Origin of the sequence: Streptomyces sp. NPDC059740, assembly GCF_042733155.1 — a bacterium.
In the GTDB taxonomy this organism is placed as follows: domain Bacteria; phylum Actinomycetota; class Actinomycetes; order Streptomycetales; family Streptomycetaceae; genus Streptomyces.
This window is the reverse complement of the sequence record NZ_JBHWGP010000034.1, coordinates 13,786-30,142: the sequence shown is the minus strand read 5'-3', so window position 1 is coordinate 30,142 and position 16,357 is coordinate 13,786. Positions and strand designations below refer to the sequence as shown.

At 76.2% G+C, this 16,357-nt stretch carries 14 protein-coding genes; 5 read left to right on the top strand and 9 right to left on the bottom strand.

Annotated features, from left to right (window positions below; genetic code table 11):
- Positions 1-57 precede the first annotated feature (57 nt).
- Positions 58-1,878 carry a malto-oligosyltrehalose trehalohydrolase gene (treZ, locus tag ACFV3R_RS28070; RefSeq protein WP_385588936.1) on the top strand — a complete coding sequence of 607 codons (1,821 nt, stop codon included), beginning with the start codon at positions 58-60 and terminating at the stop codon, positions 1,876-1,878.
- A 61-nt stretch (positions 1,879-1,939) separates the two neighbouring features.
- Here treZ and ACFV3R_RS28065 read toward each other — a convergent pair whose 3' ends face one another.
- On the bottom strand, positions 1,940-2,494 hold the full coding sequence (locus tag ACFV3R_RS28065; protein WP_385588934.1) for a type 1 glutamine amidotransferase domain-containing protein: 555 nt from the start codon (positions 2,492-2,494) through the stop codon (positions 1,940-1,942).
- 241 nt (positions 2,495-2,735) lie between these two features.
- On the opposite strand from ACFV3R_RS28065, the gene ACFV3R_RS28060 reads away from it, so the two are divergent.
- On the top strand, positions 2,736-4,331 hold the full coding sequence (locus ACFV3R_RS28060; protein WP_385588932.1) for a PucR family transcriptional regulator: 1,596 nt from the start codon (positions 2,736-2,738) through the stop codon (positions 4,329-4,331).
- A gap of 177 nt (positions 4,332-4,508) precedes the next feature.
- The gene (locus ACFV3R_RS28055) at positions 4,509-6,962 is read left to right on the top strand and encodes a GTPase-associated protein 1-related protein (RefSeq protein ID WP_385588930.1); all 2,454 of its coding nucleotides are present in this window, start codon (positions 4,509-4,511) and stop codon (positions 6,960-6,962) included.
- A 189-nt stretch (positions 6,963-7,151) separates the two neighbouring features.
- Here ACFV3R_RS28055 and ACFV3R_RS28050 read toward each other — a convergent pair whose 3' ends face one another.
- Entirely contained in the window at positions 7,152-7,994 is an 843-nt protein-coding gene (locus ACFV3R_RS28050) for a GH25 family lysozyme (protein WP_385589000.1), read from the bottom strand.
- Between the two features lie 509 nt (positions 7,995-8,503).
- On the opposite strand from ACFV3R_RS28050, the gene ACFV3R_RS28045 reads away from it, so the two are divergent.
- On the top strand, positions 8,504-8,971 hold the full coding sequence (locus ACFV3R_RS28045) for a tautomerase family protein (RefSeq protein ID WP_385588928.1): 468 nt from the start codon (positions 8,504-8,506) through the stop codon (positions 8,969-8,971).
- A gap of 269 nt (positions 8,972-9,240) precedes the next feature.
- Here ACFV3R_RS28045 and msrB read toward each other — a convergent pair whose 3' ends face one another.
- From msrB to ACFV3R_RS28025, 4 genes are all read right to left on the bottom strand, one after another.
- Positions 9,241-9,660, bottom strand: coding sequence for a peptide-methionine (R)-S-oxide reductase MsrB (gene msrB / locus ACFV3R_RS28040; RefSeq protein ID WP_385588926.1), 420 nt, complete (start codon positions 9,658-9,660; stop codon positions 9,241-9,243).
- A 36-nt stretch (positions 9,661-9,696) separates the two neighbouring features.
- The gene (gene murC / locus ACFV3R_RS28035; RefSeq protein WP_385588924.1) at positions 9,697-11,097 is read right to left on the bottom strand and encodes a UDP-N-acetylmuramate--L-alanine ligase; all 1,401 of its coding nucleotides are present in this window, start codon (positions 11,095-11,097) and stop codon (positions 9,697-9,699) included.
- 383 nt (positions 11,098-11,480) lie between these two features.
- Positions 11,481-11,969, bottom strand: coding sequence for an indole-3-glycerol phosphate synthase (locus tag ACFV3R_RS28030; RefSeq protein ID WP_385588998.1), 489 nt, complete (start codon positions 11,967-11,969; stop codon positions 11,481-11,483).
- A 232-nt stretch (positions 11,970-12,201) separates the two neighbouring features.
- Positions 12,202-12,984 carry a pyrimidine reductase family protein gene (locus ACFV3R_RS28025; RefSeq protein WP_385588922.1) on the bottom strand — a complete coding sequence of 261 codons (783 nt, stop codon included), beginning with the start codon at positions 12,982-12,984 and terminating at the stop codon, positions 12,202-12,204.
- A gap of 67 nt (positions 12,985-13,051) precedes the next feature.
- Between ACFV3R_RS28025 and zapE the strand changes: the two genes are divergently transcribed.
- Positions 13,052-14,179 (top strand): cell division protein ZapE, encoded by a 1,128-nt coding sequence (gene zapE / locus ACFV3R_RS28020; RefSeq protein ID WP_385588920.1) that lies wholly within the window; start codon positions 13,052-13,054, stop codon positions 14,177-14,179.
- Between the two features lie 105 nt (positions 14,180-14,284).
- Here zapE and ACFV3R_RS28015 read toward each other — a convergent pair whose 3' ends face one another.
- The 3 genes from ACFV3R_RS28015 to ACFV3R_RS28005 form a co-directional block, all read right to left on the bottom strand.
- The gene (locus ACFV3R_RS28015; protein WP_385588918.1) at positions 14,285-14,509 is read right to left on the bottom strand and encodes a hypothetical protein; all 225 of its coding nucleotides are present in this window, start codon (positions 14,507-14,509) and stop codon (positions 14,285-14,287) included.
- Between the two features lie 105 nt (positions 14,510-14,614).
- Positions 14,615-15,286 carry an ABC transporter gene (locus ACFV3R_RS28010; protein WP_385588916.1) on the bottom strand — a complete coding sequence of 224 codons (672 nt, stop codon included), beginning with the start codon at positions 15,284-15,286 and terminating at the stop codon, positions 14,615-14,617.
- On the bottom strand, positions 15,283-16,326 hold the full coding sequence (locus ACFV3R_RS28005; protein ID WP_385588914.1) for an ATP-binding cassette domain-containing protein: 1,044 nt from the start codon (positions 16,324-16,326) through the stop codon (positions 15,283-15,285). Before ACFV3R_RS28005 ends, ACFV3R_RS28010 begins: the two co-directional genes overlap by 4 nt.
- Between the last annotated feature and the right edge of the window lie 31 nt (positions 16,327-16,357).

Below are 16,357 nucleotides of genomic sequence, written 5' to 3'. Positions count from 1 at the left end.
CCGCCCCCGGTGCGGGCGGCGGGGACACGTCCGTCAGGTCGGTGGGAGGGAGTGCGGGTGCGGTTCGAGGTGTGGGCCCCCGAGGCCGAGCGGGTCGCGTTGGAGCTGTACGACGACCCGGACCGGACCGGCGGCGGGCTGGTCGTCCCGCTGGAGCGGGAACCGGCCCGGCCCGGCTGGTGGCAGGCGGAGGCCGAGGCCCGCGACGGGGACCGGTACGCGTTCCGGGTGGGCGACGGGCCGCCGCTGCCCGACCCCCGCGCGGTACGGCTGCCCGAGGGCCCCGACGGGCCGGCCGCGGTGGTGGACCACGCCGCCTTCCCCTGGCGCCACCCGTGGGCGGGGCGCCCGCTGCCGGGCGCGGTCCTCTACGAGATGCACGTGGGCACCTTCACGCCCGAGGGCACCTTCGACGCGGCGGCCGAGCGCCTGGACCACCTCGCCGAACTGGGCGTGACCCACGTGGAGCTGATGCCGGTGTGCCCGTTCCCGGGGCGGCACGGCTGGGGCTACGAGGGGGTGGCGCTGTGGGCGGTGCACGAGCCGTACGGCGGGCCCGAGGGCCTGAAGCGGTTCGTGGACGCCGCGCACGGCCACGGCCTGGGCGTCGTGCTGGACGTCGTCCACAACCACCTGGGCCCCTCCGGCAACCACCTGCCGGCCTTCGGGCCCTACTTCACCGACACCCACTCCACGCCGTGGGGGTCGGCGGTCAACCTGGACGCGCCCGGCTCGGACGAGGTCCGCGCCTACCTGGTGGGCAGCGCCCTGGCCTGGTTGCGGGACTTCCGCGTCGACGGCCTGCGGCTGGACGCGGTGCACGCGCTGGTGGACACCCGCTCCCGCCACTTCCTGGCGGAACTCTCCGAGGCGGTCGACGCGCTCGCCGCGCACCTGCGGCGGCCGCTGTTCCTGGTGGCCGAGTCCGACCTGAACGACCCGCGTACCACCACCCCCCGCGACCGGGGCGGCCACGGCCTCACCGCCCAGTGGAACGACGACTTCCACCACGCCCTGCACGCTGCCCTGACCGGCGAGGACCAGGGCTACTACGCGGACTTCGCCCGGCAACCGGTGACGGCGCTGGCCACCACCCTCACCCGCGGCTTCTTCCACGCCGGCACCTACTCCTCCTTCCGCGGCCGGCACCACGGCGCCCCCCTGGACCCGGCCACGACCCCCGCCCACCGGCTGCTGGCCTACGCCCAGACGCACGACCAGATCGGCAACCGGGCGCTCGGCGACCGGCTGGCCGCCGGCGTCTCCCCGGGGCTGCTGGCGTGCGCGGCGGCACTGGTGCTGTGCTCGCCGTACACGCCGATGCTGTTCATGGGCGAGGAGTGGGGGGCGCGCACGCCCTGGCAGTTCTTCACCGACCACACCGACCCGGAGCTGGCGGAGGCGGTGCGCACCGGCCGGCGGCGGGAGTTCGCCTCGCACGGCTGGCAGGCGGCGGACATCCCCGACCCGCAGGATGCGGCCACCCGGGACCGCTCCTGCCTGGACTGGTCGGAGCGGAAGGCGGCGCCGCACGCGGCCCTGCTGTCCTGGTACCGCGCGCTGCTGGCGCTGCGCCGCACCGAGCCGGACCTCACCGACCCCGACCTGCGGTCCGCGCAGGTCACCTGGGACGAGGACGCGCGCTGGCTGTGTCTGCGCCGCGGCCGGCTACGGGTGGCGGTGAACCTGCACCGCGAGCGGGTGGCGCAGGTGGCGCTGGACGCCGCGGACGTGACGGTGCTGGCGGCCTGGCCAGGCCCGGAGTCCTACCGCGCGGACGGGCGGGGGCCCGGGGCGGGGCCGCTGCCGGAGGTGACGGGGGAACGGGGGCTGCTGCGCCTGCCCGGGGAGTCTGCGGTGGTGGTGCGGGTGGGCTGAGTGTCCGCGGCACGCCTCGGCCCCGCCGGTCGTCCTGCACCGGCGGGGCCGAGATCCGCCGTCAGGCCTTGACCTGGCGGTCCGCCCGTGAGAACTCCGTCAGCAGGGCGTCGTTGAAGGCCTTGAGGTCGTCGGGGCGGCGGCTGGTGATGAGGGTGTTGCCGCCGGAGTCGTCCACGCACACCTGCTGGTCGACCCAGGTGGCCCCGGCGTTGCGCAGATCGGTCTGCAGGCTCGGCCAGGAGGTGAGGGTGCGGCCGCGCACCACGTCGGCCTCGATCAGCGACCACGGCGCGTGGCAGATGGCCGCGACCGGCTTGCCCGCGTCGAAGAAGCTCTTGACGAAGGCGACCGCCGCCTGGTTGAGCCGCAGCGCGTCGGGGTTGGCGACGCCGCCGGGCAGCACGAGGCCGTCGAAGTCGGCGACCGTCGCCTCCTCCACTGTCTGGTCGACGGGGAAGGTGTCGGCCTTGTCGAGGTGGTGGAAGGCCTGCACCTTGCCGGACTGCGTCGAGATCAGCTTCGGTGTGCCGTCGGCCCCCTCGACCGCCTGCCACGGCTCGGTGAGTTCCACCTGCTCGATGCCTTCGGGTGCTACGAGGAAAGCCACCTGCATGGGACCCGTCTCCTTAGCTCGTGTGTCAGTGCCTGCCGCGGGCGAGGGGTGCCACCGGCCGGGACGCGTTGCCCGTCACCGGGCGGCGGCTCGGCGCTGCGCTCGCGGACTCTCCTCTTCCGCGTAGCCGCCCGGAAGCGGGCGAAACCCCACGCACACCCCCGAACCACGTCCGGCCCGGCTGCCACGGCCGCCGCTCGCCGCGCGGTGCGGGCCCCCGCGTCCCGAGCAGCCGCAGGTGATGGACACTGTGGCCATGCCGCTGCGCGTCCGCGACCTCCTCGCCCGTCCCGACCTGCACCTCTCCGTGGCACACAGCGGTGGCCCCGGGGGGCTGGAGCGCACCGTGGAGGCCGCCCTGGTGTGCGACCTGGAGCGGCCGGGGCGCTGGCTGGAGGGCGGGGAGCTGCTGATGACGACGGGGCTGAGCGTGCCGGCGGGCGGCGCGGACCCCGCGCTCACCGGTTACGTCCAGGACGTCGTGGCGGGCGGCGCCGCCTGCCTGGCACTGGGGCTGGGTGCGGGGCTGCCCTTCCGGGAGGCGCCGGCCGCGCTGGTGGAGGCCGCGCGGGAGGCGGGGCTGACGCTGCTGACCGTCCCGGAGGAGGTGCCGTTCGTCGCGGTCACCAAGGCCGTCTTCCAGGCCCGGGCCCGCGACGAGCACGAGAACGTGCGGCGGGCGTTCACCGCCCAGCGGCGCCTGACGGCGGCGGCCACCGACGGCGGGCTGCGGCCGATGCTGCGCGAGTGGGCGGCGACCACCGGGATGGGCGCAGCCGTGCTGGACCCGCTGGGCCGCCTGCTGGCCTCCGACACCTCCCAGGCCCCACCGCGCGCCGCGCAGCCCCTGGTGCGGCGGGTGGCGGCGCAGGGGCTCCGGTCCAGCGCCGCCGGTACCGCTGACGGGCTGCGGCTGGAGGTGCAGCCGCTGGGTGCCCGCCGGCTGCGGGGCGTCCTGGTGCTCAGCGGCAGGCCCGACGCTGCGGCCCGGGCCGTGCTGCCGGGCCTGGTGTCCCTGCTGTCGCTGGAGCTGGAGCGGCGGCACCTGCTGGACGAGCCGGAGCGGCGGCGGCGCGGGGCGCTGCTGACGGAACTGCTGGCCGGTGACGCGCCCTCGCCCGCCCGCGCCCACGAGGTCCTCGCCGAGGTGGGCGTCACCACCGACCGGGTCCGGGTGCTCGTGGTGGACACCGGCCCGGCCGACGGCGGCGACCACCCGGCGGACGGCCCGGCGGACGGGCCGCCGGCGGGGGCGGTGGCCGTGGCCGCCCGGGAGACCGCGGCGGATCTGGCGCTGGCGCTCCCCGGGGGCCTGGTGCGCGTGGTGGGCGACCTGGTCCAGGCGGTGGCGCCGCACACCGTCTCCGCCCAGGACCTGCTCGGCGTCCTGGCCCGCCTCGCCCCCCGGGCGCCCGCCGGTATCGGGGCGCCCACCCCGCCGGAGGCCGCCCGCGTCTCGCTGCGGCAGGCCACCGGGCTGCTCGCGGTGAGCAGGGCGACGGGGGCGCCGGTGGAGGCCCGGCAGAGCGACGCCAGCAGGCTGCTGCTGGGGCTCGGCGGGCAGGACGCGCTGTCGGGGTACGCGGACGCCGTGCTCGGGCCGCTGGACGCCGCCGACAGCGGCGCCGAGCTGGTGGAGACCCTGGCGGTGTGGCTGGACGCGGGCGGCTCCTGGGACACCGCCAGCCGCCGGCTCGGCGTCCACCGGCACACCGTCCGCAACCGGGTCGACAAGGCGATGCGCCTGGCCGGCCGCCACCTGGACGACGCGGACGACCGGTTCGACCTGTGGCTGGCCACCCGGGTGCGGCACGGCAGCGGCGCCGCCGGGTCCTGAGGCGTCCCCGTCGGCGAGCGGCGGCCCGGCCCCAAGTGGGCCGCCGGCCCCGGGCGTTGCCGACCGGCCGGCGCCGGCGGGCTGCGCGGCCAGTACGCTGGGCGCCCCGGTGCCCCGGGCGGCCGCCCGCGACAGGCCCCGGGCGGCGAGACGGACAAGCACGAAGGGGAAACCGGCGTGAGCCTGGCGCAGTTGCACTACACCCCGGCTCCCGCGGGGCCGGACGGGCCGGGCTGCGCCCGCACCGCGGTGACGCCGGGAACACCGCCGTCGGTGCTGCGGGAGGCGGTGGCCCTGCTGGGCTACGAGCCGCCGCAGGGCACCCCGGCCGACCTCTGTGACGAGCGGCTGCGGGCCCTGCCGAAGGCGTTGAGCTGCACCGCCCTGTCCGACGGCGGCCGACTGCTGGCCCGTGTGGTGCCGACCGGCAGCGGCCAGGGCGACCCGGCGGGCGCCTTCCACGCCCACGCCGTGTACCTGCCGCCGGGCACCCCGCTGCCCGGCGGGGCACCCCCGATAGCGGCCTGGGGGGCGCCCGAGTGGCGCACCCAGGCGCCGGAGGAGGCGCCGCCCCCGCTGGCGGGCTTCTCCCCCTCGGCCGTCCTGGACCGGGCCGGGCTGACCGCGTTCGCGCTGGCCCGGTCGGCCGCCCTGCCCGCCTTCTTCGCCGCCCTGCGCCGGGTTACGCGGGGCCCTGGGGGCGGGGACGGCGGTGCGAGCGGCCTCGCCGGGGCCGGGCCGCAGCTGGTGGTGGTGGAGGACGACCCCGTCCACGTGGCGCGCTGGACGGCGCTGGCCGCCGCGGTGCTGCCCCGCGCCTGGGCCCACGCGCTGACCTTCACCACCTACACCCGCCACCCGCGGCTGGCGCCCCAGGAGATCCTCGGCGTCCGGCCGGAGGACTCCTCCGCCGTCCTCGGTGACGCGGAGCACTACCTGGTCCTCGACGCCTCCCGGCCCGGTGCTGCGGGCGGCCCCGGCGAGGACGACGTGTGGGCGCGGACCGCCGCGGCCGTGTGGCGGCGGGGGCTGCCCGAGGTCTTCGCCCGGGCGGAGGCCCTCAGCCCGCAGCCGTTCGACGCGGGCGCACTCGCCGTCGTCGCCGCGGAGGCGGGGGTGGAGCTCGACTCCCCGGCGCGGGCGGCGGCCGCTCACCTGCTGTGCGAGCGGCCCGCGGCGGTCGGCGGCGACCGGTGGGAGGCGCTGCTCGCCGCGCTGTGCCCGGCCGGGGAGCGGCTCGCCGGGACCCCGGTGGAGGCGGCGGCGCGGGCCCGGCTGCTGGGCGTCCTGACCGATCCCCTGCCGGCCGCCGTGCTCGCGCCGCTCACCGCCGCCGTGCTGACGGACGCCGTGCACGAGGGCGGCCCGGCAGTGCCCGCGCTCCGGCCGGGCGCCCTCCCCGAGCCGTTGCGCCGCTCGCTGGCGGCCGGGCTGGCCGGGCCGCTGCGCCGGCAGCTGGCGGAGGCGGAGCTGCCGCGCGCGCTGGGTCTGCTGCACCTCGCCCAGTCGCTGGAGGTGGACTGTGCGGCCGTCCTGCCCGGTGTGGCGGACCGGCTGGCGCAGGCACTGCTCTGTGCGGAGGAGGGCACGGCGACCCCGGAGGCGGCGGGGGTGCTGCGGGACTCGCGATGGCTGCGGATGCCGGTGCTGGACGCGCTGGAGGAGCGGGCCGTGGCGGACCCGGGCGCCGTCGCCGCGCTGCTGCGGCGGCTGCCGTTGGACCTGGACACCGAGCGGGCGCTGCCGCACCTGCGGATGTGCGCCGCCGTCGCGGCTCCGGGCGGACCCGGCCCGGGCGTCACCGACCCGGACCGCACCGAGGCGCTGCGGTCGGTGCTGCGGGCGTCGGGGACCTCGCTGTTCGCCGCCCCCGAGGTGCTGCCCACCGCGCTGGCCCTGGTCTGGGAGGGCGGCCTGCCGTCCGCCGCCGCCGCGCGGCTGCTGGTGAAGGAGACCGGTTCGGACGTGCACCGGGCGGCCGGCACCTGGCGGACGCTGGTGGCGACCGCCCTGCACGCCCCCGCCGACGACTGGGCCGCCCCGGAGCTCGCCGCGGACCTGCTGCGCTGCTTCCTCGACCTGCTCACCCCGCCCACCCGGGCCGCGTTGTCCCTGCGCGCCTACGCGGGTGACCTGGGCTCCGGGCGCGCCGCGGCGGACGAGGACTGGAGCGCACGGGTGCAGACCTTGCGCGCCGAGGCCGGGGAGGTGCCGGCGGTGGTGGTGGAGCAGGCGGGGGCGGCCCTCGCCGGGCGGCTGCTGCGGGCCGACCGGCCCGAGGGGCAGCTGTACTCGCTGGCGGCCACCGGCGACGAGGCCTTGCTGGCGGCGTACCACCAGGCGGTGGATTGCGCGGACGGCCGGGAGCGGTTGCGTACCGGGGCGGCCTTCGCGGCGGACTGCTTCGTGGCCTGGCACAGCTGCGAGGGCGCCAGCCAGGCCTGGGAGAGGACCCGCGCCGCCCTGCTGGACCAGGTGCTGCGGCCGGCGGTGCGCGCCCGCTCGCCCCAGGAGGTGCTGGCGCTGGAGGAGGAGCTGGCCCGGGTCGCCGAACGGTGGGCGGAGCGCTTCCGGGCGTGGAACCGGCCCGGGGCTTTCGGGCGGCTGGTGCGGCGGTGGGGCGGGCGTTGACCCGGCGGGCCGGCAGCGCCGCGTCCGGGACGTGGTGTCCCGGACGCGGCTTGCGGAGGGGGCCGCCGGCGCGGTGAGGGGGCGGCTCCCTGCCTCCCGGGCGGCGTCTGCGCCCAGGCGGCGCCTGCGTCCGGGCCGCACCCGTCAGGGAGTTCGGGGCGGCGCCTGTCCGGGGGGCGGACCGCTCTGTCAGGGGGTGTTGTTGGCCAGGGCCAGCAGCCGGTCACTGCCGCCGCTGAACCGGTCGCGGTCCACGGCTCCGGAGATGCCGCTCACCGATCCGGAGTCGGTGTACTGCCAGAAGGTCCAGTACGGGAAACCTGCCGGGATCGTGGGGTTCGCCGCGGTGGTCCAGTGCGCCGCGAACAGCGGGCTCTTGGCGGACATCCCGGTCCAGCTGCCGGTGCAGGTGTTCCACCAGCTGGCGCTGGTGTAGAGGACGACGTCCCGGCCGGTCTTCGCCTTGTAGGTGTTGTAGAAGTCGAGGATCCACGACCGCATCGAGGTGGTCGACATGCTGTAGCAGCCGCCTTCGAGGTCCAGCATGCCCGGCAGCGTCAGGTTGTCCCGGGACCAGGCACCGCCGTTGGCGGCGAAGTAGGTGGCCTGGGCGGCCCCGGAGGAGAGGTTGGGCCGTGCGAAGTGGTAGGCGCCGCGGACCACCTTGGCGTTGTAGGCACCGAGGTAGTTGGTGCTGAACGTGGGGTCCTTGTAGGTGGTGGACTCGGTCGCCTTGATGTAGGCGAACTGGATGCCCGCGGACTTCACCGACGACCAGTTGATCGACCCCTGGTAGTGGGAGACGTCGATCCCGGGGAGCTGGGCGGCCAACGGTGCTGCCAGGCCCTCGGCGTCGAGCCGCAGCTGCCTGGTGTCCGGCTTGAACGCCGTCTTGTCCTGGAGGTAGCCGACCCCCAGGTAGCCGTCACCGAGGGGGATGGAGCTGCTCGCCGGAGCCGGCTGCGCGGCGGCCGGACCGGCCGCCAGTACCGGAGCGAGGATCGCGCTCGTACCGAGCACCGCGGCCGCCATGAGTCTCAGGCGGACGGCACGCGGGGTGCGGGGTCGGGATGACAAGGTGTGCCTCCTGGGGCGAGTGGGGGGTGAGCAGGGCGAGAACCGCTGGTTGCTCGCGGTGGGGCGGGCCGCTGCCGTGGCCTGCGGTCCGGCCGGCGCCCGGGAGCCGCTTCCCGGATGGCGTCCGGGGGCGTGCGCGCCGGCGGTGCACCGCGTGGGCACCGGTCCCGAAGGGTCTGACGTGAACTCGTCAGGAATGAGTGACCCATGGACGACCGCGCGAGTAAAGGGGAACAGGGAAACCCCTGTGGTCCAGACCAGCGGGGAAATCGGCGGCCTGCGGCATCGCCCGCGGAGCGGGACAACTTTTCGCGAAGTGAAAACCCGGACCACCCCCTGGACCCCGCCCGGGCCCCACTGACACCCAGCCATGACGGGAGGGGCACCGGCCGAACGCGGACCGCACACCGATCGGCACCCGGGATGCCATGGCACCCACCCGACCCACCGCTGTACCAACTAGTATGTACACTTCGTGGCCCGGACGGGGGACAGTCCTGCTCGGCCGCGTGTGCTGTGCTGCCCGTGCTCGCCTGGACGCCCTCGGCCGTGCGGTGCACGAGGCCCTGGTGGAGACGGTCGGCATCCCGCCGGACGACCTGTTCCAGGTCCTGGCCGGCCACGACGGCGTCCACAGCACGCTGCGCTACGGGGGCTATCCCGGCATTCGACGCGACGAGGGCATCGTCTACGTCTCGATCACCCTCCGCGCCGGTCGGACACCCGCGCGGAAACAGGCGCTGTACCGGCGCATCGCCGAACTCGCCGAGCGGTACGCGGGCACCGAGCCGCGCAACGTGTTCGTCGCACTGACGGAGAACGCGTCGATCGACTGGTCGTTCGGCGAGGGCCTCGCTCAGTACGCGACGCCCGAGCACGGCCGTCCCGCGCCTTTGAGCGGGGAAGGCGGCGGTGCGGGCACCGCCGGGTGATCGGTGCGATCGCGTTCGTGCACCACGGCGTACGCCGCCGGAGTGCCCGCGCGGGCACTCCGGCGGCGGAAGGGTACCGGCGCTCCCCGGCGACGAGGCGGGAAGGGTGCGCCGGCTGGGCGGAGCCTGCTCGACATCCGGCGGAGCCTGCTCGACGCTCGGGTGGGGCCGGACGCACCGGTGGCGCCGGACGCGGGGTGGCGCCCGGCGCCACCGCCTGAGGTCGAGGGCGCCCGTGGAGGCCGGTCAGGGCCGGCCCGTGGTGGTGCTCAGCCCTCCTCGGGGCTCAGCCGCAGGGAGATCGAGTTGATGCAGTAGCGCTGGTCGGTGGGGGTCGGGTAGCCCTCGCCCTCGAAGACGTGGCCCAGATGCGAGCCGCAGCGGGCGCAGCGCACCTCGGTGCGGACCATGCCGTGGGAGCGGTCCGTCAGCAGTTCCACCGCGTCGGTGTCCTTGGGGTCGAAGAAGGACGGCCAGCCGCAGTGGCTGGCGAACTTGGTGTCGGAGCGGAACAGCTCGGCGCCGCAGGCCCGGCAGGAGTAGACGCCGGGCGTGGTGGTGTCGGTGTACTCGCCGACGAACGCCGGCTCGGTGCCTGCCTGGCGCAGGACCTGGTACTCCTCGGGTGACAGCTCCGCGCGCCACTGCTCGTCGCTCTTGTCGACCGGGTAGGTCTTCTCGTGTGCCATCGCTGTGCTCTCCTCGGCGGGGCGGTCGGCTCTCGGTCAGCTCTCCAGGCGGGCGAGGATGCGCGGCCCCAGTTCGGTGACGTCACCCGCGCCCATGGTGAGAACAAGGTCACCGGGCTTCGCCATTCCGCAGACCACCTCGGGAACAGCGTCCTTGTCGGGTTCGGCGGTGACGTCCGCGCCGGCGTCCCGGGCCGCGTCGATGATCATCGCGCTGGTGACCCCGGGGATCGGGTCCTCGCGGGCCGGGTAGATGTCCAGCACCACGCAGGCGTCGGCCAGCGCGAGGGCCTGGCCCATCTCGACGCCCAGTTCCCGGGTGCGCGAGTAGAGGTGGGGCTGGAAGACCACCAGGACCCGGGAGCCGACGGCGGCCTGGGTGATTGCCTCCAGGTCCGCGGTCATCTCCGTGGGGTGGTGGGCGTAGGAGTCGATGACCTGGACCCCGCCGGCCTCGCCCTTGAGCTGGAGGCGGCGCTTGACGCCGGTGTAGGAGCCGAGCGCGGTCGCGAGGTCGGCCGCGGGCACGCCGAGCGCCACGCCCGCGGCCAGGGCCGCCACGGCGTTGAGCGCGTAGTGGCGGCCGGGGACGCTGACGGTGAAGGTCAGCTCCCGCCCGTCGAGGAGGACGGTGACCTCGCTGGTGAGGCCGCGCGGGGTGATCGCCAGCACCCGCAGGTCGGCGTCCTCGGCGAGGCCGTAGGTGACGGTGGTCAGGCCGTCGCGGTCCCGCACCCGGCTGGTCAGCTCGCGGGCGCCGGGGTGGTCGGCGGAGATCACCAGGGTGCCACCGCGGCGGACCCGCCCGACGAAGACCTCGAAGGAGTCGTGGATCTCGTCCATCGAGGCGTAGTTGGCGTGGTGGTCCAGCTCCACGTTGAGGACGACGGCGACCTCGGGGGCGTACCGGTGGAAGCTGCGGTCGGACTCGTCGGCCTCGGCCACGAAGATCTCGCCGGCGCCGTGGCGGGCGTTGGAGCCGGGGGCGTCGAGGTCGCCGCCGATGGCGTAGGACGGGTCGAGGCCGAGGGTGCTCAGCGCCACGGCGAGCATCGAGGTGGTGGTGGTCTTGCCGTGGGTGCCGGCCACGGCAAGGGGCCGGGTGTCGGTCATCAGGGCGGCCAGCGCGTCGGAGCGGTGGACGACGGGCAGACCCCGCTCGCGTGCGGCGGCCAGCTCCGGGTTGTCCTCGCGGATGGCGGAGGAGACGATGACGGCGGTCGCGTCGGGGGCGAGGTTGCCCGCCGCGTGGCCGATGTGGACGGTGGCGCCGAAGTCCCGCAGCGCCTGCACCGTCGCGGACTCCCGCGCGTCGCTGCCGGCCACCCGCGCGCCGCGCTGCGCGAGGATCTTGGCGATCCCCGACATCCCCGCGCCGCCGATCCCGACGAAGTGCGGACGGTCCATGGTGGCGGGGATGCCGGGGGCCGGTGCCATACGTGTCTCCCTGGTGCTCTTGTGTCGCTGAAGCGCTGTGCCGCGCTGTCGTCCGCTGCCGCTGACCGGTCGTCGTCGCCGACCCGTCCGGGACATCCGCCGGCGCCGGGCCGGGGACGCCGGCGGACGGAAGGCCGGTGCGCGCACGATTCTCGCATCCGGTCCGTGCAGCGGGGACACGACGCCGGGCGTGCCGTGGCGCGTCGCGAGGGCGGGACGGGGCGGGTGCGGCGGGCCGGGCCCCGACGGCGACCTGCGGCTCCCCCGGCGGCGGGCCGGGCCCTCGCACCGACGCGGCACGCGGGCACGCGCCGGCGCCCGCACCGAGGTGGCCCGCGGCGCCTGTCGGTGGCGGGACGGCCACGCAGGGCGACGGGGCCGGCTCAGCTCCCCTTGGCGTCGGCGACCGGGTCGTGCCCCGGTGGCTCCTCGTCGCCCGCGTGCGAGAACAGCTTGAGTACCGGCACGCCGACCTTGTGGCGAGCGCGGGAGGCCCAGTCGCGGTGGAAGAACTCCTCGACGAAGTGCGGGGCGGTCAACACGATCACCTCGTCAGCGGCTCTCTCCTCGACCACCGTCCGCAGCCGGTCCAGCGGGTGGTTCTCGACCACCTCGCCGACCGCCTCCGCCCCGACCGCCCGCAGCGCCGCCACCGTGTGGTGCACGGCACGCTCGGCCGGCTGCTCGTCGCCGTCCCCCTCGGACTCCTCGCGGGCGATCTCGTCGAACTCGCCCAGCGCCACGTCGTCGATGGCGCGGAGCAGCACGTCCTGCCGGCCTCGCGGCTGCATGAGCACGACGAACGAGACCGGCTCCTCGTGCAGGGTGGTCACGAACTCCACGTCAGCGGGCGTCAACGGCTTCTCGATCATCAAAACGCTTCGGAACACGACCGTCAGCCCCTTCTTCTCGTCTGGAGGCGCGCCTCCGCGCACTCTGCAGAAACCATTCTTCCCCTGGTACCTGGGGACTCACTGGTCAACAGTGTGCCCAGCGATCGCGGCGGGGAACTGCCGTGAGCTCCGATCACCCGCACACCTCCCCCAGTGCCGCACGCGCCCTCCTCCGCGCCGCCGCGGGGCGCCCTCCACCGGACCGGGAGGTTCAGGCGGCCGGGACCGCCCTGCGGTAGCGGGTGAAGAGGAACCCGTCCTCTTCCAGGATGGCCGCCGGCGCGTACCGGGCGGGGGTCTCCAGCACCGGGGCGTTCATGATCCGCGAGGCGTCACCGGCCGCGACCAGCGGCGCCACGGTCAGGCACAGCTCGTCGAGCACGTCGGCCCCCGCGAACTGGCCCAGCAGCCGCGGGCCGCCCTCGGTCAGCAGCCGGGTCATGCCCCGCCCGGCGAGGGCCGCGGGGACGCGCGCGAGGTCCACGGCGGCGCCCTCCCCGGCGAAGACGACGTCCGCACCGGCGTGGCGAGCCGCCGCCACGCGGTCGGAGGGTGCCGCGGCGCCGGTGAGCAGCACGGTGGGGACGAGCGGGGAGGTGAAGAGGGGGAGCGAGAAGTTCAGGTCCAGGCCGGCGCTGACGACGGCGACGGCGGGGGCCGGCGCCTGGCCGGCCTCGGCGCGCCGCCGCGCGAACGCCTCCCGGGCGCGCGCCGGCCGGTACCCCTCCCGGCGAACGGTCTCGGCGCCCACCACCACGGCGTCCGCCAGCGCCCGCAGCACGCCGAAGATCCTCATGTCGGCTGCGCCGGAGAGCGGCTCGGACCGCCCGTCGTGATGGGCCGCGCCGTCGAGGGAGGCCACCATGTTGGCCCGGGTGAAGGCCGTGCCGGTCGCTGTCGCCGGGTAGGCGTAGGCATCCGCCAGCTCGTCCAGGCTCCACTCGTGGTCGTGCAGGTCAGCGGGGTTTTCGGGGGCGGGGAACAGGCGTCGCATAGGGCGCAGTGTGACATGCCTCGCGCGACCGGCCACGCCGGTGGGGTGGCTACTAAGGTGGAGGGTTGTGTCGTCCTCGCACGCCGATCCCACCGGCTCCTCCGCTCCCGGCTCCGCGCCGCACGCCTCCGACGCGCCGGCCGTCGCCGGCCCGCCGGCGCTGACCTCCCGCACCCCGCACGTGCCACCCGACCGGCTGGTGGCCGAACTGGTGCCGCCGCCACGCTTCAGCTCGGCCCGCTTCGAGACCTACGTCCCCGACCCCGCGCAGCCCAGCCAGGGCGAGGCGGTGCAGGTCCTCAGCTCCTTCGCCCGGACCATCGGCGAGGGCGAGGGGTCCGGCGGCGGCCGGCGGCGCTGGTTCGGGCGGCGCCCCGCGGCCCCGACCGGGCCGGCCGGCGTCTACCTGGACGGCGGCTACGGTGTCGGCAAGACCCACCTGCTGGCCTCGCTGTGGCACGCCGTGCCCGCCCCCGCCGAGCGCAAGGCCTTCGGCACCTTCGTGGAGCTGACCAACCTGGTGGGCGCCCTCGGCTTCCAGCAGACGGTGCGCACCCTGCAACACCACCGCCTGCTGTGCATCGACGAGTTCGAGCTGGACGATCCGGGCGACACGGTGCTCGTCTCGACGCTGCTGAGCCGCCTGGTCGAGGCGGGCGTGAAGCTGGCCGCCACCTCCAACACCCTCCCCGGCAAGCTGGGCGAGGGCCGGTTCGCGGCGGCCGACTTCCTCCGCGAGATCCAGGGGCTCTCCGCGCACTTCCGGGCGGTGCGCATCGACGGTGAGGACTACCGTCACCGCGGTCTGCCGCAGGCGCCGGAGCCGCACGACCCCGAGACCGTGGTCCGCGCCGCCCACGCCACCGAAGGCGCCTCGCTGGACGACTTCCCCGACCTGCTGGAGCACCTGGCCCGGGTGCACCCGAGCCGGTACGGGGCGATGTGCGACGGCCTGCGGGCGGTCTGCCTGACGGACGTGCGCCCGGTGCCGGACCAGTCGACGGCGCTGCGCCTGGTGGTGCTCGCCGACCGTCTCTACGACCGGGAGGTGCCGGTCCTGGCGGCGGGCAAGCCGTTCGACGAGTTGTTCAGCGAGGAGATGCTGAAGGGCGGCTACCGCAAGAAGTACCTGCGGGCCATCTCCCGCCTGACCGCCCTCGCCCGCGACGCCGCGCCGCTGGCCGGCAACGCCTGACGGACGGCCCCGGCCCCGCTCCCCCAGCCGCCAAGCCGGGGGCGCCGGCTCCTGAGCGCAGGTGCGCGCATCCTCTCGGCCCGGTTGCGGCCGCGCGGCGGCCCGTCAGCCGGAACAGGCGCTGCGCTGCGCCTCCTGCCACTCGCAGACGGGACAGAGCAGGGCGCCGGGGCGGCTCGCGGGGTGCTCCGTCACCTCGCCGCACAGGACGCAGTCGGCCCGCGGGGACGCGTCCTGCCGCTCCTGCTGCGTCCCGCCCTCCGTCCGGTCCTGCGGCGGGGTGGGGGCTGCGGTGCGCGGGCCACGGTCGGCGGCGGGGGTCAGGGACATGGCGGGAGGCTAGCGCAGCCACGCCCGTGGGCGTCAGGGCGGGCGGCGGCGCCGACCCGGTTCCCCGCGTCAGCCCGCCCGCGGTACGGGCAGGCACGCGGGGGCTCAGGTGCGGCGGCGGCTGACCAGGCAGGCGGCAGCGGTCGCGGCGGTCGCCAGCAGCGCGGCGGCGACGACCGGCCACCACGCCACCGTCACCTGCCCCGTGGTGGAGCCCGCGACCAGCCCGGTGACGGCTGCGTTGGCCGGGGAGGCGCCGACGACCAGGAGCAGCAGCGCGGCAAGGGTGCCGAGGAGGACGTCCCAGCCGCGCCTGCGGAGCACCGGTCGGCTGGTGAGTACGCCGGCGGCCAGCCCCAGCAGCACGCAGGCGAGGGCCGCGACGAAACCCGCACCGGCGGCGGGCCAGAGCGGGACGGCGACCCGGTGGTCGGTGGAGCGCGGATCGGCGGAGACCGCCACGAAGAGGGTGGCGCACAGCGCCAGCACCGCGGCGAAGCCCCCGGCGGTCAGCACCCAGGCGAGGTGGACCCGGTGCGGCCCGGTCGCCGCCCCGGTGCAGTCGCGGGCGGCCTGCGGCTCGGCCGTCACGCAGACCCGCACCAGCCAGGCGGTGACCGGCAGGAGACCGGCCGCCGCGTAGCCGAAACCGTCCAGCACGGGCCCGCCCGTCTGCACCCCGATCGCCAGGAAGGCGACGAGGACGAGGACCGGGGGCAGCCAGCGGCGGGAGCGGAGCAGCAGCGCGCCCTGGTAGCGCAGGAGTGCGGTCATCATCGGTGCGTCTCCTCGTCGGTCGGCGCGGTGTCCGGGGCCTCGGCCGGCACGGTGCCGCGGGTGTCGGTCGGGTCGGTGCTCCGGGCGTCGGCCGGCTGGTGCGGCGCTCCGGCCCGGGGCGGCCCCGGCGGGGTGACCTCCTCGACGTGCCAGGCGGGGGTGCGGTTGAGCAGGGCGCGCAGCACGTCGTCGGAGTGGGTGGCGGGGACGGTCAGACGCAGCCCGCCTGCCTTGCGGTGCGCGACGCCGGGCCGGCCCGGCAACGCGGCGGCGAGCGCGTGGAGGTCGCGGACGGGCGTCGGCGGGCGGACCAGGAGCACCGCGACCGGCCCGGCGTCCGGGGCCGCCCGGTCGGGCCGGACCACCCTGCCGTCGGTCACCAGCAGTTCGGTGTCGACGGCGTCCGCGAGCCGGGCCGGGTCGTGGTCGACGAAGACGGCCGTCGCGCCCTGCCGGACGAGTGCGGTGACGGCCTGGTCGACGGTGTCGCGGGAGGCCCGGTCCAGGCCCGTCCACGCCTCGTCCAGGACCAGCAGGTCGGGGTCGCCGGTGAACGCCTGGGCGAGTGCGACCTTCTGGCTGGTCCCCTTGGACAGCAGCGCCATCGGTGTGCGCAGGTGCTCGCCGGCCCCCAACCGCTCCAGCCACAGCGCGGCCCGGCGACCGGCCTCGGGCCCGCGCAGGCCGTGGACGCGGGCGAGGTGGGTCAGGTAGTCGCCGGCGGTGAACGGCAGGCTTGCGGGGAACCTCTCCGGCACGTAGGCCGTGCGGGGACGTCCGGTGAGGCGGCCGGTGCTCGGGGCGTCGATGCCGGCCAGCAGCCGCAGCAGGGTCGACTTGCCGCTGCCGTTGACGCCCTGCACCCGCACCAGGTCGCCCCGGCCCAGTTCCAGGTCGACCTCCCGCAGCACCCACGGCCCCCGCCACCCGTACCGCCGACCGACCCTGCGCAGCGACAACACGGCTCCGGTGTCCCTCACTTGTCCCCCGTTCCGTTGCTCGCCCTCACCCTCGGCGCGCTGCTGTGGTCGCGCGGCCATCACGCTAGCGTCCGGGGCGGAGGTCGGGGGC

What these genes read in the sequence shown, in the direction of transcription:
- ACFV3R_RS28045 (WP_385588928.1), top strand. Translation starts at nt 8,504, where the DNA reads ATGTACACTTCGTGGCCCGGACGGGGGACAGTCCTGCTCGGCCGCGTG.
- murC (WP_385588924.1), bottom strand. Translation starts at nt 11,097, where the DNA reads ATGGCACCGGCCCCCGGCATCCCCGCCACCATGGACCGTCCGCACTTC.
- ACFV3R_RS28065 (WP_385588934.1), bottom strand. Translation starts at nt 2,494, where the DNA reads ATGCAGGTGGCTTTCCTCGTAGCACCCGAAGGCATCGAGCAGGTGGAA.
- ACFV3R_RS28025 (WP_385588922.1), bottom strand. Translation starts at nt 12,984, where the DNA reads ATGCGACGCCTGTTCCCCGCCCCCGAAAACCCCGCTGACCTGCACGAC.
- ACFV3R_RS28010 (WP_385588916.1), bottom strand. Translation starts at nt 15,286, where the DNA reads ATGATGACCGCACTCCTGCGCTACCAGGGCGCGCTGCTGCTCCGCTCC.
- ACFV3R_RS28030 (WP_385588998.1), bottom strand. Translation starts at nt 11,969, where the DNA reads ATGATCGAGAAGCCGTTGACGCCCGCTGACGTGGAGTTCGTGACCACC.
- ACFV3R_RS28060 (WP_385588932.1), top strand. Translation starts at nt 2,736, where the DNA reads ATGGACACTGTGGCCATGCCGCTGCGCGTCCGCGACCTCCTCGCCCGT.
- ACFV3R_RS28015 (WP_385588918.1), bottom strand. Translation starts at nt 14,509, where the DNA reads ATGTCCCTGACCCCCGCCGCCGACCGTGGCCCGCGCACCGCAGCCCCC.
- ACFV3R_RS28005 (WP_385588914.1), bottom strand. Translation starts at nt 16,326, where the DNA reads ATGGCCGCGCGACCACAGCAGCGCGCCGAGGGTGAGGGCGAGCAACGG.
- ACFV3R_RS28050 (WP_385589000.1), bottom strand. Translation starts at nt 7,994, where the DNA reads ATGGCGGCCGCGGTGCTCGGTACGAGCGCGATCCTCGCTCCGGTACTG.
- msrB (WP_385588926.1), bottom strand. Translation starts at nt 9,660, where the DNA reads ATGGCACACGAGAAGACCTACCCGGTCGACAAGAGCGACGAGCAGTGG.